This window comes from Azospirillum sp. UENF 112521 (assembly GCF_058780665.1).
This window is the reverse complement of sequence record NZ_JBSNCI010000004.1, coordinates 526,206-550,177: the sequence shown is the minus strand read 5'-3', so window position 1 is coordinate 550,177 and position 23,972 is coordinate 526,206. Positions and strand designations below refer to the sequence as shown.

22 protein-coding genes are annotated in these 23,972 nt (G+C 67.6%); 4 read left to right on the top strand and 18 right to left on the bottom strand.

Annotated features, from left to right (window positions below):
* Positions 1 to 223 precede the first annotated feature (223 nt).
* The 3 genes from glgB to pdxR form a co-directional block, all read right to left on the bottom strand.
* The gene (glgB, locus tag ACWPN8_RS23040; protein ID WP_492242426.1) at positions 224 to 2,512 is read right to left on the bottom strand and encodes a 1,4-alpha-glucan branching protein GlgB; all 2,289 of its coding nucleotides are present in this window, start codon (positions 2,510 to 2,512) and stop codon (positions 224 to 226) included.
* A 182-nt stretch (positions 2,513 to 2,694) separates the two neighbouring features.
* Positions 2,695 to 6,045, bottom strand: a complete 3,351-nt coding sequence (gene treS, locus ACWPN8_RS23035; protein WP_109447451.1) for a maltose alpha-D-glucosyltransferase — start codon at positions 6,043 to 6,045, stop codon at positions 2,695 to 2,697.
* Positions 6,046 to 6,383: 338 nt separating this feature from the next.
* Complete coding sequence (pdxR, locus tag ACWPN8_RS23030; protein WP_492242425.1) at positions 6,384 to 7,889, bottom strand: MocR-like pyridoxine biosynthesis transcription factor PdxR; 1,506 nt, start codon at positions 7,887 to 7,889, stop codon at positions 6,384 to 6,386.
* Between the two features lie 133 nt (positions 7,890 to 8,022).
* Between pdxR and ACWPN8_RS23025 the strand changes: the two genes are divergently transcribed.
* Complete coding sequence (locus ACWPN8_RS23025) at positions 8,023 to 8,715, top strand: pyridoxamine 5'-phosphate oxidase family protein (protein WP_492242424.1); 693 nt, start codon at positions 8,023 to 8,025, stop codon at positions 8,713 to 8,715.
* A 135-nt stretch (positions 8,716 to 8,850) separates the two neighbouring features.
* On the opposite strand, the gene ACWPN8_RS23020 is transcribed toward ACWPN8_RS23025, so the two are convergent.
* From ACWPN8_RS23020 to ACWPN8_RS22985, 8 genes are all read right to left on the bottom strand, one after another.
* Entirely contained in the window at positions 8,851 to 9,462 is a 612-nt protein-coding gene (locus tag ACWPN8_RS23020; protein WP_109447445.1) for an OmpA family protein, read from the bottom strand.
* 170 nt (positions 9,463 to 9,632) lie between these two features.
* A complete protein-coding gene (locus ACWPN8_RS23015) occupies positions 9,633 to 10,169 on the bottom strand; it encodes a gamma carbonic anhydrase family protein (RefSeq protein ID WP_492242423.1) in 537 nt (178 codons plus the stop codon).
* 177 nt (positions 10,170 to 10,346) lie between these two features.
* A complete protein-coding gene (argC, locus tag ACWPN8_RS23010) occupies positions 10,347 to 11,423 on the bottom strand; it encodes an N-acetyl-gamma-glutamyl-phosphate reductase (protein ID WP_492242422.1) in 1,077 nt (358 codons plus the stop codon).
* A 150-nt stretch (positions 11,424 to 11,573) separates the two neighbouring features.
* Positions 11,574 to 12,062: a 30S ribosomal protein S9 gene (gene rpsI, locus ACWPN8_RS23005; protein ID WP_098737139.1), complete on the bottom strand. Its 489-nt coding sequence runs from the start codon at positions 12,060 to 12,062 to the stop codon at positions 11,574 to 11,576.
* A 2-nt stretch (positions 12,063 to 12,064) separates the two neighbouring features.
* Entirely contained in the window at positions 12,065 to 12,529 is a 465-nt protein-coding gene (gene rplM / locus ACWPN8_RS23000) for a 50S ribosomal protein L13 (protein WP_109447441.1), read from the bottom strand.
* A gap of 182 nt (positions 12,530 to 12,711) precedes the next feature.
* Entirely contained in the window at positions 12,712 to 13,062 is a 351-nt protein-coding gene (locus tag ACWPN8_RS22995) for a PaaI family thioesterase (protein ID WP_492242673.1), read from the bottom strand.
* A 220-nt stretch (positions 13,063 to 13,282) separates the two neighbouring features.
* Entirely contained in the window at positions 13,283 to 14,098 is an 816-nt protein-coding gene (locus ACWPN8_RS22990) for an outer membrane lipoprotein (RefSeq protein WP_492242421.1), read from the bottom strand.
* Positions 14,099 to 14,259: 161 nt separating this feature from the next.
* The gene (locus ACWPN8_RS22985) at positions 14,260 to 14,667 is read right to left on the bottom strand and encodes a DUF892 family protein (RefSeq protein WP_492242420.1); all 408 of its coding nucleotides are present in this window, start codon (positions 14,665 to 14,667) and stop codon (positions 14,260 to 14,262) included.
* A gap of 338 nt (positions 14,668 to 15,005) precedes the next feature.
* Between ACWPN8_RS22985 and ACWPN8_RS22980 the strand changes: the two genes are divergently transcribed.
* Positions 15,006 to 16,001 carry a formylglycine-generating enzyme family protein gene (locus tag ACWPN8_RS22980; RefSeq protein ID WP_247872980.1) on the top strand — a complete coding sequence of 332 codons (996 nt, stop codon included), beginning with the start codon at positions 15,006 to 15,008 and terminating at the stop codon, positions 15,999 to 16,001.
* 42 nt (positions 16,002 to 16,043) lie between these two features.
* On the opposite strand, the gene ACWPN8_RS22975 is transcribed toward ACWPN8_RS22980, so the two are convergent.
* Positions 16,044 to 16,943: a LysR family transcriptional regulator gene (locus ACWPN8_RS22975; RefSeq protein WP_098737142.1), complete on the bottom strand. Its 900-nt coding sequence runs from the start codon at positions 16,941 to 16,943 to the stop codon at positions 16,044 to 16,046.
* Between the two features lie 109 nt (positions 16,944 to 17,052).
* On the opposite strand from ACWPN8_RS22975, the gene ACWPN8_RS22970 reads away from it, so the two are divergent.
* Both ACWPN8_RS22970 and ACWPN8_RS22965 read left to right on the top strand, forming a co-directional pair.
* Positions 17,053 to 17,685 (top strand): glutathione S-transferase family protein, encoded by a 633-nt coding sequence (locus tag ACWPN8_RS22970; protein ID WP_492242419.1) that lies wholly within the window; start codon positions 17,053 to 17,055, stop codon positions 17,683 to 17,685.
* A gap of 118 nt (positions 17,686 to 17,803) precedes the next feature.
* Entirely contained in the window at positions 17,804 to 18,697 is an 894-nt protein-coding gene (locus ACWPN8_RS22965) for a 5'-nucleotidase, lipoprotein e(P4) family (RefSeq protein ID WP_492242418.1), read from the top strand.
* A 55-nt stretch (positions 18,698 to 18,752) separates the two neighbouring features.
* Here ACWPN8_RS22965 and ACWPN8_RS22960 read toward each other — a convergent pair whose 3' ends face one another.
* From ACWPN8_RS22960 to urtB, 6 genes are all read right to left on the bottom strand, one after another.
* Positions 18,753 to 18,905, bottom strand: coding sequence for a hypothetical protein (locus ACWPN8_RS22960; protein WP_492242417.1), 153 nt, complete (start codon positions 18,903 to 18,905; stop codon positions 18,753 to 18,755).
* 186 nt (positions 18,906 to 19,091) lie between these two features.
* Positions 19,092 to 19,487 carry a COG4315 family predicted lipoprotein gene (locus ACWPN8_RS22955; protein WP_109048893.1) on the bottom strand — a complete coding sequence of 132 codons (396 nt, stop codon included), beginning with the start codon at positions 19,485 to 19,487 and terminating at the stop codon, positions 19,092 to 19,094.
* A gap of 112 nt (positions 19,488 to 19,599) precedes the next feature.
* Positions 19,600 to 20,295, bottom strand: coding sequence for an urea ABC transporter ATP-binding subunit UrtE (urtE, locus tag ACWPN8_RS22950; RefSeq protein ID WP_109048892.1), 696 nt, complete (start codon positions 20,293 to 20,295; stop codon positions 19,600 to 19,602).
* Positions 20,296 to 20,309: 14 nt separating this feature from the next.
* Positions 20,310 to 21,056 carry an urea ABC transporter ATP-binding protein UrtD gene (gene urtD / locus ACWPN8_RS22945; protein WP_109446490.1) on the bottom strand — a complete coding sequence of 249 codons (747 nt, stop codon included), beginning with the start codon at positions 21,054 to 21,056 and terminating at the stop codon, positions 20,310 to 20,312.
* 3 nt (positions 21,057 to 21,059) lie between these two features.
* The gene (gene urtC / locus ACWPN8_RS22940) at positions 21,060 to 22,232 is read right to left on the bottom strand and encodes an urea ABC transporter permease subunit UrtC (protein ID WP_492242416.1); all 1,173 of its coding nucleotides are present in this window, start codon (positions 22,230 to 22,232) and stop codon (positions 21,060 to 21,062) included.
* Positions 22,233 to 22,236: 4 nt separating this feature from the next.
* Entirely contained in the window at positions 22,237 to 23,874 is a 1,638-nt protein-coding gene (gene urtB, locus ACWPN8_RS22935) for an urea ABC transporter permease subunit UrtB (protein WP_109446486.1), read from the bottom strand.
* Between the last annotated feature and the right edge of the window lie 98 nt (positions 23,875 to 23,972).

Sequence of the window (23,972 nt, the reverse complement as noted above, 5' to 3'; positions counted from 1 at the left end):
GGTGGTCGCATTTGGCGATGATCGCCCTCTGCCGTCTCGGAAGAGGGTGTGAAATGCACCGCACCGGTCAGATCGGGAACGAACCGAACGAGGTCGCGACAGTGCAGTATCCCGTACAAGTCGGGGCCGTGCCTTCGGCACCCCCTCATCCTAACCTTCTCCCCAGGGGGGAGAAGGGATGGGTGTCGGGTTGGAGGAGCCGGTGCGGGTTGGGCGGAAGACGCTACTCAGCCGTCCGCTCCAGGATCAGCGTGCCCAACGGCGGGATGGTCAGGTCCAGCGAGTGGGTGCGGCCGTGCCAGGGGATCTCCTCGGCATAGACGCCGCCGCCGGGGTTACCGATGCCGCTGCCGCCGTATTTCGCATCGTCGGTGTTCATCCGCTCGACATAGCGGCCGGGAAGCGGCACGCCGACGCGGTAGCCCTGGCGCGGCACCGGGGTGAAGTTGCACACCGCGATGACGATGTGCCCGGACTCGTCGGCCTTGCGCAGGAAGGTGAAGACCGAGTTCTCGTTGTCGTTCGATTCGATCCACTCGAAGCCGGATGGGTCGCAGTCGGTCTTGTGCAGCGGCTCCAGCTCGCGGTAGAGGCCGTTGAGGTCGCGCACGAGGTCGCGCATGCCGCGGTGCATCGGCTGGTCCAGCAGGTGCCAGTCCAGGCTGCGCGCCTCGCTCCACTCCTGCCACTGGGCGAACTCGCCGCCCATGAACAGCAGCTTCTTGCCGGGATGGGCGAACATGAAGCCGTAATAGGCGCGCAGGTTGGCGAATTTCTGCCAGTCGTCGCCCGGCATCTTGTTGATCAGCGAACCCTTGCCGTGCACCACCTCGTCATGGCTGAGCGGCAGCACGAAGTTTTCGGAGAACTGGTAGATCAGCCCGAAGGTCATCTCATGGTGATGGTAGCGGCGGTGGATCGGATCGCTCTGCATGTAATGCAGCGTGTCGTGCATCCACCCCATGTTCCATTTGTAGCCGAAACCGAGGCCGCCGAGGTAGGTCGGCTTCGACACCATCGGCCAGGAGGTCAATTCCTCCGCCACCGTCATGGCACCCGGCTGCTGGCCGTAGACCAGCTCGTTCATCCGCTTGAGGAAGGCGATGGATTCGAGGTTCTCGCGCCCGCCAAACTTGTTGGGGACCCACTCCCCCTCCTTGCGGCTGTAATCGAGATAGAGCATGGAGGCGACGGCATCGACGCGCAACCCGTCCAGCTTGTACTGGTCGAGCCAGAACAGCGCGTTGCCCAGAAGGAAGTTCTGCACCTCCGTCCGGCCGAAATTGTAGATCAGGGTGTTCCAGTCCTGGTGGAAGCCCTGGCGCGGGTCGGCATGCTCGTAGAGATGCGTGCCGTCGAAATCGCCCAGCCCGTGCGGGTCGGTCGGGAAATGGCCGGGCACCCAGTCGAGCAGCACGCCGAGGCCGGCACGGTGGCAGGCGTTGACGAAGTCCTTGAAATCCTCCGGCGAGCCGTGGCGGGCGGTCGGCGCATAGAGGCCGATGGGCTGGTAGCCCCAGGAACCGTCGAACGGATGCTCGGTGATCGGCAGAAGCTCGATGTGGGTGAAGCCCATGTCCTTGGCGTAGGGGATCAGCCGCTCCGCCAGCTCCTGATAGGTCAGGAAACGGTTGTCCTCCTCCGGCACCCGCGCCCAGGATCCCAGATGGACCTCGTAGATCGAGATCGGCGCGGTGCGCTCGGAGGCGGCCAGCTTGCGGCTCTGCCACTCCTGATCGCGCCAGTCGTAGGACGACAGGCCGTGGACGACCGAGGCGGTCGCCGGGCGCATCTCCGCCTGGAAGGCGTAGGGATCGGCCTTGGCCGGCATCAGGTTGCCGTTTGGCCCGCGGATCTCGAACTTGTAGCGCTGGCCGGCATGGGCACCAGGCACGAAGATCTCCCAGACGCCGACCTCCACGCGCCGGCGCATCGGCATCCGGCGGCCGTCCCAGTTGTTGAAGTCGCCGACGACGCTGACGCTGCGGGCGCTCGGCGCCCAGACGGCGAAGGCCACGCCGGCCACGCCGTCGACCTCGCGCGGGTGGGCGCCCAGCTTCTCGTAATTGCGCAGGTGGGTGCCTTCGGCCAGCAGATGGACGTCCAGCTCGCCCAGCATGTTGCCGAAGCGATAGGCGTCCTCGAACTCCTGGGTCGCCAGCGGGTATTGGGCGCGCAGGCGGTAGCGGAAACGCTCCGTCCGGTCGGGCATCACGGCGAGATAGAAGCCGTCCTGATGGATGCGCTCCGCCTCGCCGGCCGGCTCGCCGGTGGCGCTGTCGATCACCCACAGCTTTTCGGCACCGGGCACGAAGGCGCGGACCTCCACCGGACGGCCGGGCGCTTCCTGCTGCATGCCCAGCACGGCGAAGGGATCGCCATGGTCGGCCCGCGCGATGGCGTCCGCCGCCGCGCGCAGGGCCTCGGCCCGATGGTCGGCAGCGCGCTGTTCGGGGGTGCGGCTTTCGGAGACGCCGGTTTGCGCCTGGTCCTTGCGGGTGTCCGTCGTCATGTCGCTCGCCATTGGCCAAGTGCCCTTCTTCGTGGAGGCTCTGTCGTCTCGTGGACCATACCTGTCCCAACGCCGTCATCCCCGCGAAGGCGGGAATGACGGCCGACGCCGGAACGCCTTCTCCGGACGTGAACATACCCGCGGCGGTTTCGTCACACCATGCCCGCCGCGGATTTGTCCGGTTATTCCTTCGCGCCCGCCCCGTCGGCATCGTCGAGAAGGCCCAGCACACCCTTCACCGGGATGCCGATCCAGCTCGGCCGGTTCGCCGCCTCGTAGCCGATCTCGTAGAAGGCCTTTTCCAGCAGGAACAGGGTCAGCAGGCCGCGCGCCGTGCTTTCCGCCTCCGGCCAGGCCGGGCAGCCCTCGATGGCCGTGCGGTAGCCGTCGAGGAAGGAGTCGACACTGCGGCGTTCCCAGTCGCGGGCGGCGGCCAGCGCCGGGCTGTCGCCGCTGTTGGCCCCCTCGCCGGCACTGTCCAGCCGGAACAGCGCCGCCCAGGCCGCATAGTTGAAGGAGCGCAGCATGCCGGCCACGTCGCGCAACGGGCTGGACTTGGCGCGGCGCTCCTCCAGCGTCTTGGCCGGCTCCCCTTCAAAGTCGAGGATGTACCAGTCGTTCTGCGCCCGCACGACCTGCCCCAGGTGATAGTCGCCATGGATGCGGGTCTTGACCCCGCCGGCCGGCATCGACGCCAGCGCCGAGATGCGCTCCATCGCCTCGGCCCGGCGGGCCAGCAGCTGTTCGGCGTCGGTCCGCACGTCCGCCGACAGGCGGTCGAGCGTCCCCGGCAGGGCGGCGAAGGCAGCCTCGGCCTGGGTGCGGACGGCATCGGCCCAGTTCGCCAGATCGCCGGCGGCGATCGGCTCGGGATCGAAGGCCGGATTGCCGGTGCTCTGCGCCAGCGCCCGGTGCAGTTCGGCGGTGCGCTGCCCCAGCGTGGTCATCATGACCAGATGCATGCCGAAGGGCTCGCCCGATTCGGCGGCGTCCTCGGTGCTGCCGGCGACGCCCAGGCGGATGTCCTCAAGCTGGCGCTCCAGCTCCTCCACCGTGCTGGCCCAGCCGTCGCCCTGGTTGCGGACGAAGGCCTGCGCCACCGCCAGGGCGGTCGGGGTGCCGTCGGCGGCGACCTGCTCCACCGTGCCCAGCAGGGCCGGGGTGTTGGCGAAGCCGACCTCGGTCAGGAACCGCCCCATCTCGACCTCGGGATGCTCGCCCTCCACCAGACGGCGCAGCACCTTCAGCACGATCTGGCTGTCGACCAGGACGGAGGTGTTGCTCTGCTCCACGCCCAGGCGCCGCACCTCGGGCTCCGGCGACAGCTCGATGGCGCCCAAAGCCTCTGTCGCGGTAAAGCGGATGCTGTCCTCGCCGGCGGTCGCCTTCAGCGTGTCGCCGCGCCGCAGCGCCTCGATCAGCGCCAGGGCGAAGCCGTCGGCCTGGACGGCATCGTAGATGGCGCCGGTCCGCGGTCCGCGCCGCACCTTGGCCAGCGTGTAGGGCAGCAGCGGCCAGCCGGTGCCGCCGGCCCCATCCTCCCAACTCATCGCCATCGGCAGGAAATAGCTCTGCTCCGCGGCGTCGCCGTCCAGGCCGACCCCACTGAGGCCGACCTGCGTCCGGACCAGCATGAAGCCCTCGCCCGGCCCCGGAAGCTGGGCGGCGAGCGTGACGTGCGAGCGGGTGATGCGGCGGTCCTTGGCCGAGAACCAGCGCTGCTGCGGCAGGAAGCCCTGGAGGACATCGCGGCCCAGCTCATCCGCCGCCTTGCCGGTGGTCAGGCTGTGCCAGCCGTCGCGGACGACGACGGTCAGCAGGTCGGGCACCGGCTCCGGCGGGGTCTCGTGCCAGGTCGGCAGCTCCGCCTCGGCGGTCAGGGCGAACCAGTAGAAGCCGTAGGCCGGCAGGGTCAGCAGATAGGGAAGGTCGCCGATGGGCGGGAAGACGGTGCGGCCCAGCAGTTCGACCGGGATGCGGCCCTTCCAGTTCTTGAGATCAAGCTCGACCGCCTGGGCCGAGCGCGACAGGTTGGCGACGCACAGCGCGATCTCCGACCCGTTCTCGGTCTCCAGGCTGCGGATGTAGGCGAGGACCTTGCGGTTGCCGGGATAGAGCAGCGCGAAGCTGCCGCGGCCGAAGCTCTGGCGCTGCTTGCGCACCGCCACCAGCCGCTTCATCCAGTTCAGCAGCGAGGAGGGGTTGCGGGACTGCGCCTCGACATTGACGGCCATGAAGCCGTAGATCGGGTCGAGCACCGCCGGCAGATAGAGCCGCGCCGGGTCGGCGCGCGAGAAGCCGCCGTTGCGGTCGATCGACCATTGCATCGGCGTGCGGACGCCGTCGCGGTCGCCGAGATAGATGTTGTCGCCCATGCCGATCTCGTCGCCGTAATAGAGCACCGGCGTGCCGGGCATCGACATCAAGAGGCTGTTCAGCAGCTCGATCTTGCGGCGGTCGTTCTCCAGCAGCGGGGCGAGGCGGCGGCGGATGCCCAGGTTGATCCGCATGCGCCGGTCGGCGGCGTAGAAGTTCCAGAGATAATCGCGCTCGGTGTCGGTGACCATCTCCAGCGTCAACTCGTCATGGTTGCGCAGGAAGATGGCCCATTGGCAATCGGCCGGGATGTCCGGGGTCTGGCGCATGATGTCGGCGATGGGATGCCGGTCCTCCATCGCCACCGCCATGTAGATGCGCGGCATCAGCGGGAAGTGGAAGGACATGTGGCATTCGTCGCCGCCCTTCTCCGGATCGCCGAAATAGGGCAGCACGTCCTCCGGCCACTGGTTGGCCTCGGCCAGCAGCATGCGGTCGGGATATTCGGCGTCGAGCGCGGCGCGGATCGCCTTCAGGACGTCGTGGGTTTCCGGCAGATTCTCGTTGTTGGTGCCCTCGCGCTCCTTCAGGTAGGGAATGGCGTCGAGCCGCAGCCCGTCCACCCCCATGTCCAGCCAGAAGCGCATGACCTTCAGCACCTCCTCCAGAACCTCGGGATTGTCGAAGTTCAGGTCGGGCTGGTGCGAATAGAAGCGGTGCCAGTAATAGGCGTTGGCGACCGGATCCCAGGTCCAGTTGGACTTTTCCGTGTCGCAGAAGATGATCCGCGTGCCCTGGTATTTCTGGTCGCTGTCGGACCAGACATAATAGTCGCGGTGGTTGGAGCCCGGAGGCGCCTCGCGCGCGCGCTGGAACCAGGGATGCTGGTCGGAGGTGTGGTTGATGACCAGCTCGGTGATCACCCGCAGACCGCGCTTGCGGCATTCCTCCATGAAGCGCCGGAAGTCATCCAGGTTCCCGTAGGTCGGGTTGACCGAGGTGTAGTCGGCGATGTCATAGCCGTCGTCGCGCAGCGGCGACGGATAGAAGGGCAGAAGCCACACGGCCGTCACACCCAGCTCCTGGATGTAGTCCAGCTTCTGGGTCAAGCCGGCGAAATCGCCGATGCCATCATTGTCGGCGTCGAAGAACGCCTTGATGTGCAGCTGATAAATGACGGCGTCCTTGTACCAGAGCCGGTCCTGCCGATCGATCATGAGTCCAGCACTTTCGAGAAGCGATTGACGGAACACGTGTCGCGGGAACACGGGACGGAAACAAGCCAGAGGGTCGAAGGTTTCACCCGGACGGCCGTCCGGCAACCCCTGACTTCCGGATAGGCGGGATGGCGGAAACCAAGGCGTACACCCTTCAGAGAGAGTGCCGGGGGATCCGTTCGAGTGCGCGGCAATCCGGAGTGGACATGGAGTGACACCGACGGATCGTGCGGGCGGCCTGATCGTACGTACCGCTTTGAGCGTATGCCGCAAGAGGAGGGGCGATGCATGGCTCCTTCATCGTCGTGACCGGCGGCGGAGCAAATGGCGAGGTCGCGTCAGCCGTTCGGCATGTCGACCGCCAGCCGCGCCAGATCGCGCACAGCGCGGTCGAGTGCCGCCGGGTCGTGGGCGGCGAAGCCGAGAAGGAAGCCGTTGCCGGTGACCGCGTCAGCGGTCTCGGCATCAGCGCGGTAATAGCCGGACAGGCATGGCGTGGTCAGGCCGATGCGGGCGGCGCGCCCGGCCAGGACATGGTCGGGGCAGTCCGGCGGCAGGCGGAGCAGGACATGCATGCCGGCCTCGCCCGCCTCGGCCGTGGCAAAGCCGGCGAAGGCAGTCTCTATCGATGCCAGGATGGCAGTGCGCTTGGCGGCGTAAAGCGAACGCATTGCCCGCAGATGCGAGGCAAAATGGCCGTCGGCCAGGAAGCGGTGCAATGCTGCCTGCGGCACCACGCTGGTCCCGCCGTCGAAATGGCGGCGCGCGGCGCGCACCGGCTCCACCAGATCGGGCGGCACGACGACATAGCCGAGCCGCAGCGCCGGGAACATCACCTTGCTGAAGCTGCCGACATAGATCACCCGGCCGGCGCCATCCAGCCCCTGGAGAGCGGCCAGCGGCGGGCCGGCATAGCGGAACTCGCTGTCGTAATCGTCCTCCACGATCCAAGCGTCGCGCGCCGCCGCCCAATCCAGCAGGCGCAGGCGGCGGGCCAGGCTCATCGTCACGCCCAGCGGGAACTGGTGGGACGGGGTGACCAGCGCCAGCCGGGCATCCGCCCCGCGGGCCATGCCGGCGGCGACGTCGATGCCCTCCCCGTCCACCGGCACCGGCACCAGCCGCGCCCCGGCGCCCAGCAATGCTGCGCGGTTGCCGGGCCAGCCCGGCTCCTCGACCCAGGCCGCGTCGCCGGGGTCGAGCAGCAGCTGCGCCATCAGCGCCAGCCCCTGCTGCGCGCCGGAGACGATGACGACCTGCTCCGGCTCGCAACGCACGGCGCGGACCGCCCGCAGATAGGCGGCGATCTCCGCCCGCAAGGGGCCGTAGCCCAACGGGTCCGGCTCCGTCGCCAGCGCCCGCCCGCCATGGCGCCAGCAGCGGCCGATCAATTGCGCCCACAGGGCGAATGGAAAGGCCTCCAGGTCCGGCGTGCCGAGCGCAAAGGGCCGCCCCACCCGGTCGCGGGCGATGGACGGCGCCTCCGCCAGCGCCCGGCCGCGGGCGGACAGCCCGACGCCCCGGCGCGCCTCATCGCGGCCGGCGGCACCGCCGGGTGCCGCATCGGGCAGGGAGGCGGCGACGAAGGTGCCGGCGCCGACCCGGCTGGTGACATACCCCTCCGCCAGCAGCGTGTCATAGGCGGTGACCACCGTGTTGCGCGACAGCGCCCATTCGGTGGCGAGCGCCCGGCTGGGCGGCAGGCGCTCGCCCGGGCGCAGACGGCCGTCCAGCACCGCCTGACGCAGCGCGCGGTAGAGCTGGCGGTGGAGCGGCTCCGCCCCATCCCGGTCGAGCGCCACCGGCCCCAGGCTGGACAGAACCGGACGTGCCGAGCGGGCCATGGCGATCCTCGCAAGGGTCAAGCAAAGCGGTCTCTGGAATTGGCCCCTATGGAATCGACATTCCGGACCTTTCAAAGGGACCATTTTGCCGGCCATTCTGCATCACCGCAACAGTCCGGCCTTGAGCACGACAATGACCAGCCTTCCCGCCGATTCCGCCCTCAACGATTCCGCCGCCGCCGCCGTTTCCTCCGCCGCTCTGGCACAGACTCCGCGCACCCGCCCGGTGCGTCTGGGCGACCGCGGCAGCCATGAGGTCGCCCAGATCCACGCCATCATCGACGAGGCGCCGATCTGCCACGTCGGCTTCGTCGACGATGCCATCAAGGGCCATGGGTCCCCCTCCCCCATGGTGATCCCGACGGTTCCCTGGCGGGTGGGCGACGAGCTGATGATCCATGGCGCCTCGTCCAGCCGGATGATCCGCCGGCTGCAGGAGGGGGGCGAGGCCTGCATCACGCTGTCGCTGATCGATGGCTGGGTGCTGGCGCGCTCGGCCTTCCATCACTCCGTCAACTACCGCTCGGTCATGCTGTTCGGCCGGCCGCGGCTGGTGTCGGAGGAGACGGAGAAGCGTGCCGCCCTCGATGTGCTGATGGAGAAGATCGAGCCCGGCCGCAGCGCCAAGGTGCGGGCGCCCAACGCGCAGGAACTGAAGGCGACCAGCGTTCTGGCCTTCCCGATTGCCGAGGCATCGGCCAAGCGGCGCTCCGGCCCGCCGTCCGACGATCCGGAGGATATGGCCCATCCGGTGTGGGCGGGCGTGGTGCCCCTGCGGCTGGTCGCCGGCGAACCGGAACAGGATCCGGCGCAGACCGCGGGCTGAGGCGCAGACGGCGCTCGCAGCTGAAAAAGAAAAAGGCCGCGACCGGGAAGCCCGGCGCGGCCTTTTTCTTGCGGTTTCTCCCGCAGGCGGGAAGGCCGTTCCGAAACCCCCGGAGCGGCCCCCTGCCAACCGTCCTTAGGACGACGGAGCGTTCAGCAGGCGCGGCAGGATCTGCGCACGACGGTTGGACGGCTCGCGGACGTTCGGACCGGTCTGGACCAGCAGCTGGCTCTCGCCCTTGCCTTCGGTCGTGATGTTGGCAGCCTGGATGCCCTTGGCGACCAGGGCCTTCTTGACCGCGTCGGCGCGACGGACCGACAGCTTCTGGTTGTAGGCCGGCGAACCCGAGGTGTCGGTGTGGCCGACGACGTGGATCTTGGCGCCACCGTTCTTCAGGATGGCCGACACCGCGTCACCGATCACGCGATCGGCGGCCGGGGTGATGTTCGACTTATCCCAGTCGAAGAACACCAGATATTCGCTCTGGACCGCGGCAACGGCGGCCGGAGCCGGAGCGGCAGCGGCCGGCGGGCACGGATAGCTGCCCTGATGGATGACGTAGCCGCCGTCAGCGGTGCGGGCGGCGACGCCTTCCGACACCTGACCGGTCCAGCCGATGACCGGGTTGCACCACTGGGTGCCCTTGCCGACCAGGCTCGCGTCCTGGGCATTGGCGGCCGCCGACAGACCGAAAGCGACGATGGCGGCCGGGATGGCAGCCAGACCCGCGCGAACAATAGTCTTCATTGTCTTCACTCCCTTCCAGAACCCTTCCCCATCAGAGTGCCTGCGGGGGATGAACGTATCAATCGAAGCAACGGCCCACGTGCAAGCGCGGCAGCGACCTTCCCAACATGTGGTGTGCGGCGATGTTCCGACACCTCAGCCGTTCGGCCGAACCGTACCTGTACCTTGACCTATGCTCCACTTCCATAGCAGCTTTTCCGGTATGATTCTGCCAAATCCGTATAACGGTGGCTGAGCACAGGAAAAACCGCGAGATCCTTTTCCGTAAGCTCGCGAACCGGTCTAGCAGGGCTGCCGGCCCACAAAAATCCGGACGTAACCCGCTTTCCGGGCGTCACCAGAGCACCGGCCGCGACCATCGCCCGCGACTCGACATAGGCCCCATCCAGGATGCAGGCCTTCATGCCGATGAAGCAGCCGTCTTCCAGCGTGCAGGCGTGCAGCAACGCCATGTGGCCGACGGTGATGTCGTCGCCGATGTAGGTGCCCTGCCCTTCGGAGGCCACGTGGATCACGGTGCCGTCCTGAATGTTGGTGCGAGCGCCGATTCGGATCTCGTTGACGTCTCCACGCACGGTGCAGCCGTACCAGATGCTGCTGTTCGCCCCGATCACGACGTCGCCGATCACCGCCGCCGTTTCCGCGATGAACGCGGTCGGGTCGATGGTGGGCAGGATGCCGTTGTAGGCGCGGACAAGGCCAGTCATCAGGTCGTACCGAAGTCGTGCATGACGGGCCGGATTGAAGCACCGTAAGGCTTAAGGCACCACCTGATTTCGCATTGACAGGCCAAAGCAAATCCCGATTGGTGCCTCTGTGCAACAGTGCGGACAGGGGGCCACAACGCTGTCACAGCCCCCCACCTATCCTTTCGCGGTAGCCGATTACGGGAAAAGCGGCGCCTGATCGATGCCGGTCGTCTCGCCCAGCCCCATCATGACGTTCATGTTCTGGATCGCCTGACCCGACGCGCCCTTCACCAGATTGTCGATCACCGACACGATGATGGCACTGCGCGGGGCGCGGTCGGCGACAACACCGATCAGGTTGTGGTTGGAGGCCCGGACATGGCGCGTCGCCGGCACCACGCCGGCCGGGGTCACGCCGACGAAGGGCTCGTCGGCATAGCGGGCGGCCAGCGTCGCCCGCAGATCGTCGGCGGTGACGCCGTCGGCCATGCGGACATAGATGGTCGCCATCATGCCGCGGTTCATCGGCACCAGATGCGGGGTGAAGGAGACGGTGACCGGACGGCCGGCGGCCAGCCGCAGCTCCTGCTCGATCTCCGGCATGTGGCGGTGATGGCCGACGCCATAGGCGTTGAAGCCTTCCGACACCTCGGTGAACAGGTTGGCCTGCTTGGCGTCGCGGCCGGCGCCCGACACGCCGGACTTGGCGTCGATGACGATGCCGCCCGGCTCGATCTGGTTCTCCAGCAGCAGCGGCAGCAGCGGCAGCAGCGAGCAGGTCGGGTAGCAGCCCGGATTGGCCACCACCCGCGCCTTGCGCACGCCCTGGCGGTTGAACTCGGTCAGGCCGTAGGCGACCTCCTTCTGCAGGTCGACGGCGCGGTGCTCATGCCCGTACCAGGTGGCGTATTCGGCCGGGTCGGTCAGGCGGAAATCGGCGGACAGATCGACCACCTTCAGCCCGCTCGGCAGGCCGGCGACCACCTCCTGCGTGGTGCCGTGCGGCAGGGCGCAGAAGATGAAGTCGAGGTTGTCCCACTTCAGCTCTTCGATCTTCACCAGATCCGGCAGGCCATAGCCGCCCAGATGCGGGAACACCTCCGCCATCGGCTTGCCGGCCTGTCGTTCGGCGGTCAGCGCGGCAATCTCCACGTTCGGGTGGCGCAGCAGCATGCGCACCAGTTCGGCGCCGGTGTAGCCGGAAGCGCCCAGGATGCCGACGCGGATTTTCGAACCGCCGGACGTGCTGCCGAGAATGCTGGTCGAGGCCATGGAGGCAATGTCCTTCGCTGAAGACGATCTGAAGACGGGTGGAATCTGTATCCGGGATAAGCGAAAGCGTGATGACAGCGCAAAAAGAAAGGGGCGCCCCTTCCGGGGCGCCCCTCGCTTGTACCGTAAAGCAGCAGGCCCGTGTAGGGATTAGCGCTTCGAGAACTGGAAGCTGCGGCGGGCCTTGGCGCGGCCGTACTTCTTACGCTCGACCGTACGGGCGTCGCGGGTCAGGAAGCCGGCGGCCTTCAACGGCGGGCGCAGGGCCGGCTCGAAGTAGGTCAGCGCCTTGGAGATGCCGTGACGGACGGCACCGGCCTGGCCCGACAGACCGCCGCCGGCAACGGTGGCGACCACGTCGAACTGCTCCGAACGCTCGGTCACGCCGAACGGCTGGGCGATCATCATGCGCAGCACCGGGCGGGCGAAGTAGACCGACTGGTCGCGGCCGTTCACGGTGACCTTGCCGGAGCCCGGCTTGATCCACACGCGGGCGACGGCGTCCTTGCGCTTGCCGGTGGCATAGGCGCGGCCCTGGGCGTCCAGCTTCGGAGCGGCGAGCTCCTCGGAGACGGTCGCGGTGGCGGCAGCGCCCGTCAGTTCCTTAAGGCCGGAGAGGGTGGTGGTGACCTGGGCCATGCTTACGCGCTCCGCTTATTCTTCGGGTTCAGGGCGCCGATGTCGAGGGCGACCGGCTGCTGCGCATCGTGCGGATGCGTGGCACCCTTATAGACCTTGAGGTGGGTCATCTGCTGGCGGCCGAGCGGACCGCGCGGAACCATGCGCTCCACGGCCTTCTCGATCACACGCTCCGGATACTTGCCGTCCAGGATCTGGCCCTTGGAACGGCCCTTGATCCCGCCCGGATAGCCGGTGTGCCAGTAGAAGATGTCGGCGTCGCGCTTGTTGCCGGTCAGCTTCACCTTCTCAGCATTGATCACGACGATGTGGTCGCCGCAATCCATGTGGGGGGTGTAGGTCGGCTTGTTCTTGCCACGCAGGATGTTCGCCAGGATGCTGGCAAGCCGGCCGAGAACGAGGCCGTCGGCGTCGACGACATACCACTTCTTCTCGATTTCGGTCGGCTTCAGATTGAAGGTCTTCATCGCCACACTCGTTTCTTCGAATACGGATCGGCTGGCCGCCGATACCGGGGCGCCGAAGCGGACGGTTTTCTACGGGCCGGAACATGCCTCTGTCAATGGAAAAATTATCCTTTCATTTCAATGATTTGCAATCGCGGTAATAAGATACCGCTCTGGCAAACCCATTGATCTGAAACGACTTTTTATGAGGCTTCATCGGTACGGTAATGAGATACCGCAACGGTGACAGGGTCATGCGGCGGGATCGAGTAGGTTCCGGTGACATGGGCGACCGGCTCCGGATCGCCTTCGGAGAACAGCAGGATCTCGCCATAGGCCAGCCGCTTGCCCAGCTTCAGGACGCGCGCTTCGGCGACGATGGCGACGGGCGGCGGACGGCGCAGGAAGTTGATGGTCATGCTGGTGGTGACTGCCAGCTCAACCCGGCCGATCAGGCTCAGCACCGCACCGTAGAGCGCCACGTCGGCCAGCCCGAACATCGCCGGGCCGGTGACGGTGCCGCCGGGACGGACGAAATCGTCCTTGTAGGGCAGGCGCAGGCGGATCGTGCCGGCCCCCAGGCTTTCGACGACGACGCCGAAGTTTCCGACCAGCGGAACCCCCTCGCGGATCAGAATCCTCCAGCTCCTCCTTCGTCATCGCGGGAACGGGAGCGGCGGCGGAACGGTCGACGGCGGACATGGGGCCTCTGTCGGTGATCTTGGTTGGACCATCGAACTGTGCGCCATCCCGTCCATTCGGACAAGTATGGTGCTACTCGGCCGGCTTGGTCTCCACCGGAGCCGAGGGAGAGGCAGGCGACGAGGCGGGAGCCGCCGCTGCGGGTTCCGCCCCCGCCGTGGGAACGGTGGGGACCGGGCTGGTGGGGGGATTGTCGGTGGGGGCGGTCAGGCGGACCGGCCCACCGCCGCTGGAAGGCTGCGCCGGGCTGGTGGCGGACTGCTCGGCGGGAGCGGCTGCCGGGGCGGGCTCGGCAGGCGGAGCGAGCGGCACCGCCTTGATGTCCGACTTCGGGGTTTCGGGCCGGGGCGTTTCAGTTTTGGCCGGCTCGGCCTTGGCGGCCTCGGACTTCGCCGAATCGGCCTTCGCAGGCTCGGGGTCGGCGGGGGTGGAATAGTCGGGGACGATGCGGGCCTGGCTGCCGGTGATGACCAGCACCTTCTGCCCGATGGGCAGCGGCTGCGGCTCCTTCTGGGTCAGCGACAGCAATTCGCCGTTCGACTTGCGGACGATGTATTCCCAGCCGTTGGTGTCGCCGGCGATGTGTTCCATCGCCGTGCCCAGCAGGCCGCCGATCGCCGTGCCGCCGACCGTGCCGAGCGCGGCGTTCATGCCGCCCGTCCCGACCTGCGCGCCCAGGATGCCGCCGGCCGCACCGCCGCTGACGGCGCCGACGGTGCCGTTGGCGCTGATCGCCACCTGACGGAAGCCGACGACGATGCCCGGCTCGACCTTGTTGGCCTGCTGGACCGCGCTGGAGGCGTAGGTGTTGGGAGAATAGTCGGAGGTGCAGCCCGCAAGACCGCCGACCGCGGCGATGAACAGGCAGAGAGAGACCGATCGAAGCACGGGCAAACCATCCGTTTTGAAACCCCGCCAAGTTTCTTACGGCAAAGCCCCCCGAACTCGTCACCGTTCAAAATCCGCACGCGACGGGAATGCTGCATTGCAGCAGCGCGATGGCCGGGGAAAACCTGACGGCCCCGGCCATCATCAACGCGGAACGGGCGTCAGCGGCCGGCGGTCCGGTCGCTGGCCTTCAGCGACAGGTACTTCAGCGTCAGCGTCGGCACATTTTCGAGCACCCAGGAGGCCATCGCCTCCTCTTCGCGCAGCGAAGTCTGCAGCAGCGGCGTGGCGAAGGCGAAGTTGCCGGCCTCCGCCACTGTCAGCAGCGACCGGTAGCTCGCCACCTCGAAATTCTCGAAGGCGTAGTTGGCGAAGGAGTTTTTGAGGATCTCGTCCTCGGCGAAGCTGTGGCCGAGTGCGGCCAGATTGCCCATGATCGACAGGGCGGTGTCCTTCAGCCCGGAATGGGTTTCCTGAAGCTGGTCCAGGATCTGCTCGATGCGGGTGATCTGGCCTTCGGTCTCGCCACGGTGCATGCGCAAATGGTCGGAGACCTCGGGATAATTCACCAGAACGGTCGAGCTGGCGGTCCATCAGGGCCAGAGCCTGCTGTTCCACCGCATGGGCGTTGCGCAGGCCGGTAACGAACAGCGCGCGCGTGAGGTCCGCGGGATAGGCAGCCATGTGTTTCTCCTGTGGCATCAACGCTCCGTTGAACGTCTGCCCGCACCAACAGCAGGGCACCGTCTTCGATGCTTACCGCTTGCGCCATACCGCAAAGGGGCAAACCTCCGGCTGTGGTGCCCCAGTACCCGTTGAAGCCCGGTTGGGGTAGCGGCTGGAAGTGCCCCGACCGGGACACGGACGCGCGGTTGCCGGATGCGGCGGGCTGCGGGGAAATGGCTCCATGATCCGCACCGGCACCTCAGCAAAAGACATCCCCGCCATGACCGTCACCCTGCCCGGCTCCGTCGGTGCAGTCGTCGCCCTCATCCTGATGCTGACGGCCCTGGCCGCCTGGCGCCGGGTGGAGCCCGACGATCTGACCGCCTGGCGGACCGAAAGGCTGGCGACCTACCATGTCTGGCAGGCAGGCAGCCCGGCACGTGAGGTCTGGGACCATCCAGACGCCCCCGTCCTGGTCACCATCCCGGCCGGCAGCTACCTCCAGGGCTCTCCGGCGACGGAGACGGAACGCTTTCCCGACGAGCCGCCGCAAACCCCCGCGTCGGTCCAGCATCCCATCGCCGTCGGCAAATATCCGGTCACCCGCGGCGAATATGCCAGCTTCATCCAGGACAGCGGCTATCGGCCACGGACGGTCTGCCGCGGCTATGCCGGAGAGACGGAGCTGTTGCCGCGCTGGCATTTCTCCTGGCGCCGGCCAGGGTTCGCGCAGACGAACAACGACCCGGCGGTCTGTGTGAGCTGGTACGACGCCAAGGCCTATGTGGACTGGCTCAGCCGCCGGACCGGCAAGCGCTATCGCCTGCTGACGGAGACGGAGTGGGAATATGCGGCCCGCGCCAGCACCCGGACCGCACGCTGGTGGGGTGACGATCCGGCCAGGGGCTGCGATGCGGCGAACGTCGCCGACCTGACGGCCAAGGACCGCTTCACCGACTGGGAGGTGGCGAACTGCCGCGACGGCGCCCTGTTCACCTCGCCGGTCGGCAGCTACCGCGCCAACGGCTTCGGCCTTTACGACATGCTGGGCAATGTCTGGCAGTGGGTGGAGGACTGCGCATCGGACGGCCGGTCCGGAGAGAGCTGTTCGCAGCGGACGATGCGCGGCGGGTCATGGCACAGCAACCCGCGCTATGTCCGCTCCGCCGTGCGCCGGGTGGACGCGGCGGAGAGCGGCTATGCCGCCTACGGCATCCGCGTCGCCCGCGATCCCTGACCATGCGATTCCTGACCATGTGACCCCTGACGTGGCTGCGGATCAGCTGCGCAGCACCTCCAGAGCCGACAGGCCCTGCACCGCATGGTCGAGGAAGGCACGCACCCGGCCGGGCATCAGCCTTGCGGTCGGCACCACGACATGGACCGGCAGCGGCTCCGGCTCGGCGTGCGGCATCAGGCGCACCAGCGTGCCGGCGGCGAGATCGTCCGCCGCCTGATAGGACAGCGGACGGGCGATGCCGTGCCCGTCGCGGGCGGCAAGCAACGCCGGCTCGATGTGGCTGACCGCCAGCTTCGGCGTCACCCGCAGCACCCGCTCCCGCCCGTCGATCAGAAAGCGCCAGTCCGGCGGACCGGGCCGGGCCGTCGTCAGGATGATGTCGTGGCCGGACAGATCCTCCGGCATCGACGGCGTGCCGCGCCGCGCCAGATAGCCGGGGCTGGCGACCAGAAAGCGCCCGACCTGCCCCACCCGCCGGGCGACGAGGCCGGAATCGGGCAGCGGGCCAATGCGGATCGCCACGTCCAGCTCCTCCTCGATCAGGTCGAGGTTGCCGTCGGACAGCGTCAGCTCGACGCGGATGTCCGGAAACTCCCGCATGAAGTCGAGGACCAGAGGCGTCACATGCTTGCGCCCGAACATCACCGGTGCGGTGACGCGCAGCCGCCCGCGCATCGGCCGGTCGGTACCGGTGGCGGCCAGCGCCTCGTCATAATCGGCCAGCAGCCGGCGGGCCTGCTCGGCCAGCCGCCGGCCGGCATCGGTGGGGGCGAGATTGCGGGTGGTCCGCTCGATCAGCCGCACACCCAGCCGCTCCTCCAGCCCCGACAGCGCGCGGGTGACGGCGGGCGCCGACCGCCGCAGCCGCTTGGCCGCCCCAGCCAGACTGCCGGTCTCCAGGATCGCGACGAAGATCGTCAGTTCATCCAGCCGGTCCACAATTCTTCCAATTCCTGAAAGAGTCCCTTTTCATCAAAACCCATTCCTGCGGAGCGGCGCAAGTGGTTGGCTGTGGGCATCCGCGATCCACAGAGAAGGAGGCCTTGCCATGGGCACCAGCACCGATCCCGCCATTACGCTCTACGGCACGCCGCTGTCGGGGCATGCCCACCGGGTCGAAGCCTTCCTGAACATCCTTGGCCTGCCCTATCGCTATGTCGAAGCAAACGCCGAGGTTCGCCGGTCGGATGCCTTCCTCGCCCTGAACCCCTTCGGACAAATCCCGGTGCTGGTCGACGGCGATCTCGTCCTGCCGGACTCGGTCGCCATTCTCGTCTATCTCGCCGACCGCTACGACGCTTCCGGCCTGTGGAACCCGAAGGCGCCGGACCAGGCGGCGCAGGTGCAGCGCTGGCTGTCGGTCGCCGCCGGAGACCTGCGCTTCGGACCGGCGCTGGCGCGCATCCTGACCCTGTGGGGCGGGCCTGGGACGCTGGCCGACGCGCAGAGGGTCGCGGAACGCCTGCTGCGCTTCATGGACAGCCATCTGAGCGATCGCGACTGGCTGGCGGCGGAGCGGCCGACCATCGCCGACATCGCCTGCTATGCCTATGTCGCCCGCGCTCCCGAAGGGCACATCCCGCTCGCCCCCTATCCGGCGGTGCGGCGCTGGCTGGAACGGGTGGAAGCGATCCCGGCGCTGACCCCGATGCCGGAAAGCGCCATCCCCCAGCCGGCCTGAAGACCCGCCGCCGATTACCGTGACGCAAGCGTAACCGATTACCGTGACGCAAGCGTCACGGGACCGTCGCCAAGCACCCGAATCTGTGCTTCGATGACAGTTCCATGACACTTGATGGATGGATGAGTCGATGCGCAATTCCGCCTGTTCCGGGCGCTGGTCGCTGCTGTCCGGTGCGGTTGCCCTTTCCCTTCTGGCCGGCCCCGCCCTGGCGGCCGATCCGGCTCCCCAAGGCCCGGTGCCGCAAAGCGATCTGCTGAACGCCGAGCTGTGGATGCAGCGGTCGGTCGAATACAAGGCGAACTCGCTGGCGGTCTATGCGCTGGGCCGGATGCAGCTGGACAAGGCGCTGGCCGAAAAGACCTGGACCGCGGCGACCGAGCAGACCGGCAACTACCAGGATCTGCCGCCGGCGGTGGTGCTGGACCTGGACGAGACGGCGATGGACAACTCCGCCTATCAAGCCGGGCTGGTCACCAGCAACGGCGAATTTTCGCCCAAGACGTGGGATGCCTGGGTGAAGGCGGAGAAGGCGACGGCGGTGCCGGGGGCGGTCGAGTTCACCCAGTATGCCGAATCGAAGGGCGTGAAGGTGTTCTACGTCACCAACCGCAACGCCGACCAGGAAGAGCCGACCCGCCGCAACGCGCAGGCGCTGGGCTTCCCGATGGGCGGCAATGTCGATACCTTCCTGATGTCAAAGGAAAAACCGGACTGGGGCTCGGCGAAGGGGACGCGGCGCGCCTACATCGCCAAGGATTACCGGATCGTCCTGCTGTTCGGCGACAATTTCGGCGACTTCAGCGATGCCTACAACGGCAGCGAGGCCGACCGACTGAAGGCGTTCGAGGCGGCGAAGGAGCATTTCGGGCGCGACTGGCTGATGCTGGCCAATCCCGGTTACGGCTCGTTCGAGAGCGCGCCCTTCGGGCATAATTTCAAACTGTCGGCGGACGAGAAGCGGGCCAAGAAGATCGGCGCGCTGGAGCCCTGGGTGGCACCGGCCCAATAACGGCCTGCCCAATAATGGCCTGAAAGGACGGTGCGCCGGGCCTGGAGGTTGACCTTCAGAAGATCAGGCGCACCGCTTCCACGATCAGCAGCCACGGCGTGCCGATCATCACCGCCCACACCGCGAGGCGCGGCAGGCCGCGCATCTTGCGGACCTTCGGTTCGGTGACGGGAACGGCTTCGAACGAGGTGGCGTTGTAGATCGACATGGCCCGCTGCTCCATGAGCAAGATGACGTTGAAGCCATCATGCGGTTTCGATCCTTAACGACTGTTAAAGAGCGCCGCCTGCGAAGTCGGCGTTTGCGCATTACCTCGACCGGATAAGTATACTCCTGCAAAGGCGGCGCCATGGCGCTGGGCGGCAGTGCCATGGCGCCGCCGAGGAATGGAGCGTTAGGGCTTCGCCACGTGCCAGACGTTGTTCACGCCGTCGCCGGTGGTGTCGCCGGGCTTCGCATCCTTGGCCCAACTGTAGAGCGGCTTGCCGTTGTAGGCCCACTGCCGGCTTCCGTCGTCGCGGGTGACGACACTGTATTTGCCCATCGGCTTGGCGGAGGCGGGAGCCATCAGCGGCGGCCAGTTGGTCGCACAAGGCCCGTTGCAGGCGGACTTGCCGGCACCGTCCTTGTCGAAGACATAGAGCGTCATGCCCTTCGCGTCGGTCAGGACAGGGCCCATCGCGGTCTTGCCCGTCATGGCCGGTTCCTTGTCCTGAGCAAAAGCGGGGGCGCCGGACAGGACAGCCCCCAGGCCAATGGCGGCAGCGGCGATACGGAGTGCGGACTTCATTGCGCAGTTCCTCCCGAAACAGGCCCGCCGGACGGCAGGCCCGATGGATCAAGGACGCAACGGGGCCGCGGATATTCCGCCCGTCACCGGCCGGAACGCCATGCCATCGGGGTTATACCGTCAGGTATTTGCGGACCTCCTGCTCGTCCAGGCCGCTGCGCGGACCGGACAGCATCACCTCGCCGCGCTCCATCACCACCCAGTCGTCGGCAAGGTCGCGGGCGAAGTCGAAATACTGCTCGACCAGCAGGATCGCCATGGTGCCCTTGTCGCGCAGGTAGGAGATGGCGCGGCCGATGTCCTTGATGATCGACGGCTGGATGCCCTCGGTCGGCTCGTCCAGCACCAGCAGGCGCGGACGGGTCACCAGGGCGCGACCGATGGCGAGCTGCTGCTGCTGGCCGCCCGACAGGTCGCCGCCGCGGCGCTCCAGCATGGATTTCAGCACCGGGAACAGCTCGAACACCTCGTCGGGAATCGAGCGCTGGGCGCGCGGCAGCGGGGCGTAGCCGGTCAGCAGGTTTTCACGCACCGTCAGCAGCGGGAAGATCTCACGCCCCTGCGGCACATAGGCAATGCCGCGTCGCGCCCGGTCGGCCGGCGCCATCTTCGTCACGTCGGCGCCATCCCAGCCGATGGAGCCGCCCGACACCGGCTTCAGCCCGACGATGGCGCGCAGCAGGCTGGACTTGCCGACGCCGTTGCGCCCGACCAGACAGGTGACCTTGCCGATTTCGGCCTTCATGGAAACGCTGCGCAGAGCCTGGGCGGCGCCGTAATGCAGATCGAGGGAACGAACGTCCAACATGCTGGGGTCTCCCGTCAGCGGCCGAGATAGGTGTCGATGACCTGTTGGTTGGCGCTGACCGCGTCCAGCGAGCCTTCGGCCAGGACCGAGCCCTCGGCCAGCACCGTCACCTTGACGCCGAGCGCGCGGACGAAGCTCATGTCATGCTCCACCACGATCACCGAATGCTTGCCGGCGATGCTGCACAGCAGCTCGGCGGTTTGTTCGGTCTCGGCGTCGGTCATGCCGGCGACCGGCTCGTCGACCAGCAGAAGCTTGGGATCCTGGGCCAGCAGCATGCCGATCTCCAGCCACTGCTTCTGCCCGTGCGACAGGCTGCCGGCCTGCCGGCTGCGCAGGGCCGACAGGCGGGTGATGTCGAGGATCTCCTCGATGCGGGCACGGTCGTCGCGGCTGATGGCGTAGGTCAGCGTCTTCAGCGGCCGGCGCGGCGCCTTCAGCGCCAGTTCCAGATTGTCCCACACCGTGTGCGGCTCGAAGACGGTGGGGCGCTGGAACTTGCGACCGATGCCGAGGTTGGCGATGGCCGCCTCGCGCAGGCGGGTCAGGTCGGTGTCGCCCTCGAACAGGATGGTGCCGGTGTCGGGACGGGTCTTGCCGGTGATGACGTCCATCATCGTCGTCTTGCCGGCGCCGTTGGGGCCGATGATCGCCCGCATCTCGCCGGGCATCATCACCAGCGACAGGCCTTTCAGCGCCTTGAAGCCGTCGAAGCTGACCGACACGCCGTCGAGATAGAGAAGGGTCGATTCCGCGCTCATGGGTCAGGCTCCCTTCTGGCCAGCGGTCTGGCCAGTGGCTTGGTTCGCGGTTTGGGCGGTGGGGAGAGGGGAGGACTTGCGGCCCGGCAGCTTCGCCTTCAATTGCGCGCCCAGCCCGAGCAGACCCTTGGGCAGGAACAGGGTCACCGCCACGAACAGGCCGCCAAGGGCGAACAGCCACAGCTCCGGCAGGGCGCCGGTGAAATAGCTCTTGCCCATGTTGACAAGAACAGCACCCAGGATGGCGCCGGCCAGCGTGCCGCGCCCGCCGACGGCGACCCAGATCACCGCCTCGATCGAGCTGGCCGGGGCGAACTCCGACGGGTTGATGATGCCGACCTGCGGGACGTAGAGGGCGCCGGCCACGCCGGCCATGCAGGCCGACAGGGTCCAGGCGAACAGCTTGTAGCTCTCGGTGTCGTAGCCCATGAAGCGGACGCGGCTCTCGGCGTCGCGCAGCGCCACCAGCACCTTGCCCAGCTTCGAGCCGATGACGCCGGACGCGATCATGTAGGAGAGCGCCAGCGCCGCCACCGTCGCCACGAACAGCGCAACGCGGGTGGTGTCGGCCTGGATGTCGTAGCCGAGGATGTCCTTGAAGTCGGTCAGGCCGTTGTTGCCGCCGAAGCCCATGTCGTTGCGGAAGAAGGCCAGCAGCAGGGCGAAGGTCAGCGCCTGGGTGATGATCGACAGGTAGACGCCGGTGACGCGGCTGCGGAAGGCGAACCAGCCGAAGGCGAAGGCCAGCGCACCCGGAACCACCAGCACCATGATGGCGGCGAACCAGAAATGGTCGAAGCCCAACCAGTACCAGGGCAGCTCCTTCCAGTTCAGGAAGACCATGAAGTCCGGCAGGACCGGGTTGCCGTAGACGCCGCGCGGGCCGATCTGCCGCATCAGGTACATGCCCATGGCGTAGCCGCCGAGCGCGAAGAAGGCGGCATGGCCGAGCGACAGGATGCCGCAATAGCCCCAGACGAGGTCCAGCGCCAGCGCCAGCAGCGCGAAGCACAGGTATTTGCCCAACAGCGAGACGGTGAAGATCGACAGGTGGAAGGGCGAGTCCGCCGGGACCCACAGCGTCATTGCCGGGACGGCGACCGCCAGGATGGCGAGGATGGTCAGCACGATCCCGGCCTTGCGGTCCAGCCCCATCAGGAAAAAGCGCAGCAGCATCGGATCAGGCCTCCACCGCGCGGCCCTTCAGCGCGAACAGGCCGCGCGGACGCCGTTGGATGAACAGGATGATGAAGATCAGCACCAGGATCTTGCCCAGCACCGCACCGGCATAGGGTTCGAGGAACTTGTTCATGGTCCCCAGCGTCAGCGCGCCGACCAGCGTGCCCCACAGGTTGCCCACCCCGCCGAACACCACGACCATGAAGCTGTCGAGGATGTAGCCCTGGCCGAGGTTCGGGCTGACATTGTCGATCTGGCTCAGCGCCACCCCGGCCAGCCCGGCGATGCCGGAGCCGAGGCCGAAGGTCAGCGCATCGACCCGCGCGGTGCGGATGCCCATGGCGTTGGCCATCGGCCGGTTCTGCGTCACCGCGCGGATCGACAGGCCGAACCAGGTGCGCTTCAGCGCCACCAGCAGGGCCGCGAAGACGGTGAAGGCGAAGATGACGATCCACAGCCGGCCGTAGGTGATGGTCAGGCCGCCCAGCTCGAAGGCGCCGGACATCCAGCTGGGTGCGCCCACCTCGCGGTTGGTCGGGCCGAAGATGGAGCGGACCGCCTGCTGGAGCGCCAGCGACAGGCCCCAGGTGGCGAGCAGCGTTTCCAGCGGACGGCCGTAGAGCCAGCGGATCACGCTGCGCTCGATGACGATGCCGACACCGCCCGACACGAGGAAGGCGGCGGGCAGCGCCACTAGGATCGACAGGTCGAACAGGCCGGGGGCATGGGCGCGGAAGAACTCCTGCACTAGGAAGGTGGTGTAGGCGCCGATCATCACCATCTCGCCATGGGCCATGTTGATGACGCCCATCACGCCGAAGGTGACGGCCAGCCCGATGGCGGCCAGCAGCAGCACCGACCCCAGCGACAGCCCGTACCAGAGATTTTGCAGCGCGGCCCAGAAGGCCAGCTTCTGTTCCAGGGTGGAGACGGCGGCGGCGGCCGACTTCTTGGTGATGTCGGACGCGCCGGAACCGGCGACCATGTTCAGCAGCACCAGCGCGTCGCGGTCGCCGCGCGCGGTCAGCGTGTCGGTCGCCGACTGGATTTCGGCGTCGGTCATCTTCGACGCGGCCTCGCCGGTCAGCAGGATGGCGGCGCGCGCCTGCTCCATGGCGGCGCGCACGCCCTTGTCCTGCTCCTTGGCGATGGCGGCGCCGAGCGTCTCCAGCGCGGAGGCGTCGCGGCTCTTGAACACCGCGTCGGCGGCGGAGCGGCGGACGCCGGCATCGGGGCTCATCAGGGTGAGCGCACCGAGAGAGGCGCTGATGGCGCGGCGGAGCGAATTGTTGATGCGGATCTTCTCGACCGCGGCGGCCGGCGCATCGCCGAGCGCGGCGCGGGTCAGCGGGTCGGTCAGGGTGAAGGCATCGCCGGCCTTGCGGGCGACGACGACGGTGCCGTCGGCCTTGCGCACATAGAGATCGCCGGCCTGGAGCGCCTCGATCACCGGCACGGCGGCCGGGTCGCCGGCCTCCGACAGTTGCGTCAGGGCCTTTTCGGTTCCGGAATAGCCGCCGCTGCCCAGGGCCTGGACGAGCGGGCGCAGATCAGTTGCTCGGGGATCGGCGGCGTAAGCGGCGGTCGATGTGGCGACCACCACACAGACGGCCATCAGCCAGCGGAGAGCGCGTCGCATCGGGAGTCCTTCGGTGCAGGGGCGATCCAGGGGCGGTGCGGGAGGAGCGGTGCGGGGGGCTGGAAACGCGAAACGCTTGCCCTCTCCCCTCCCCCGCC

What these genes read in the sequence shown, in the direction of transcription:
- ACWPN8_RS23020 (WP_109447445.1), bottom strand. Translation starts at nt 9,462, where the DNA reads ATGAAGACTATTGTTCGCGCGGGTCTGGCTGCCATCCCGGCCGCCATC.
- ACWPN8_RS22980 (WP_247872980.1), top strand. Translation starts at nt 15,006, where the DNA reads ATGATCCGCACCGGCACCTCAGCAAAAGACATCCCCGCCATGACCGTC.
- treS (WP_109447451.1), bottom strand. Translation starts at nt 6,045, where the DNA reads ATGATCGATCGGCAGGACCGGCTCTGGTACAAGGACGCCGTCATTTAT.
- ACWPN8_RS23015 (WP_492242423.1), bottom strand. Translation starts at nt 10,169, where the DNA reads ATGACTGGCCTTGTCCGCGCCTACAACGGCATCCTGCCCACCATCGAC.
- glgB (WP_492242426.1), bottom strand. Translation starts at nt 2,512, where the DNA reads ATGACGACGGACACCCGCAAGGACCAGGCGCAAACCGGCGTCTCCGAA.
- rpsI (WP_098737139.1), bottom strand. Translation starts at nt 12,062, where the DNA reads ATGGCCCAGGTCACCACCACCCTCTCCGGCCTTAAGGAACTGACGGGC.
- ACWPN8_RS23025 (WP_492242424.1), top strand. Translation starts at nt 8,023, where the DNA reads ATGACCAGCCTTCCCGCCGATTCCGCCCTCAACGATTCCGCCGCCGCC.
- ACWPN8_RS22955 (WP_109048893.1), bottom strand. Translation starts at nt 19,487, where the DNA reads ATGAAGTCCGCACTCCGTATCGCCGCTGCCGCCATTGGCCTGGGGGCT.
- ACWPN8_RS22970 (WP_492242419.1), top strand. Translation starts at nt 17,053, where the DNA reads ATGGGCACCAGCACCGATCCCGCCATTACGCTCTACGGCACGCCGCTG.
- pdxR (WP_492242425.1), bottom strand. Translation starts at nt 7,889, where the DNA reads ATGGCCCGCTCGGCACGTCCGGTTCTGTCCAGCCTGGGGCCGGTGGCG.
- ACWPN8_RS22960 (WP_492242417.1), bottom strand. Translation starts at nt 18,905, where the DNA reads ATGTCGATCTACAACGCCACCTCGTTCGAAGCCGTTCCCGTCACCGAA.
- urtE (WP_109048892.1), bottom strand. Translation starts at nt 20,295, where the DNA reads ATGTTGGACGTTCGTTCCCTCGATCTGCATTACGGCGCCGCCCAGGCT.
- argC (WP_492242422.1), bottom strand. Translation starts at nt 11,423, where the DNA reads ATGGCCTCGACCAGCATTCTCGGCAGCACGTCCGGCGGTTCGAAAATC.
- urtC (WP_492242416.1), bottom strand. Translation starts at nt 22,232, where the DNA reads ATGCTGCTGCGCTTTTTCCTGATGGGGCTGGACCGCAAGGCCGGGATC.
- urtB (WP_109446486.1), bottom strand. Translation starts at nt 23,874, where the DNA reads ATGCGACGCGCTCTCCGCTGGCTGATGGCCGTCTGTGTGGTGGTCGCC.
- urtD (WP_109446490.1), bottom strand. Translation starts at nt 21,056, where the DNA reads ATGAGCGCGGAATCGACCCTTCTCTATCTCGACGGCGTGTCGGTCAGC.
- rplM (WP_109447441.1), bottom strand. Translation starts at nt 12,529, where the DNA reads ATGAAGACCTTCAATCTGAAGCCGACCGAAATCGAGAAGAAGTGGTAT.
- ACWPN8_RS22965 (WP_492242418.1), top strand. Translation starts at nt 17,804, where the DNA reads ATGGATGAGTCGATGCGCAATTCCGCCTGTTCCGGGCGCTGGTCGCTG.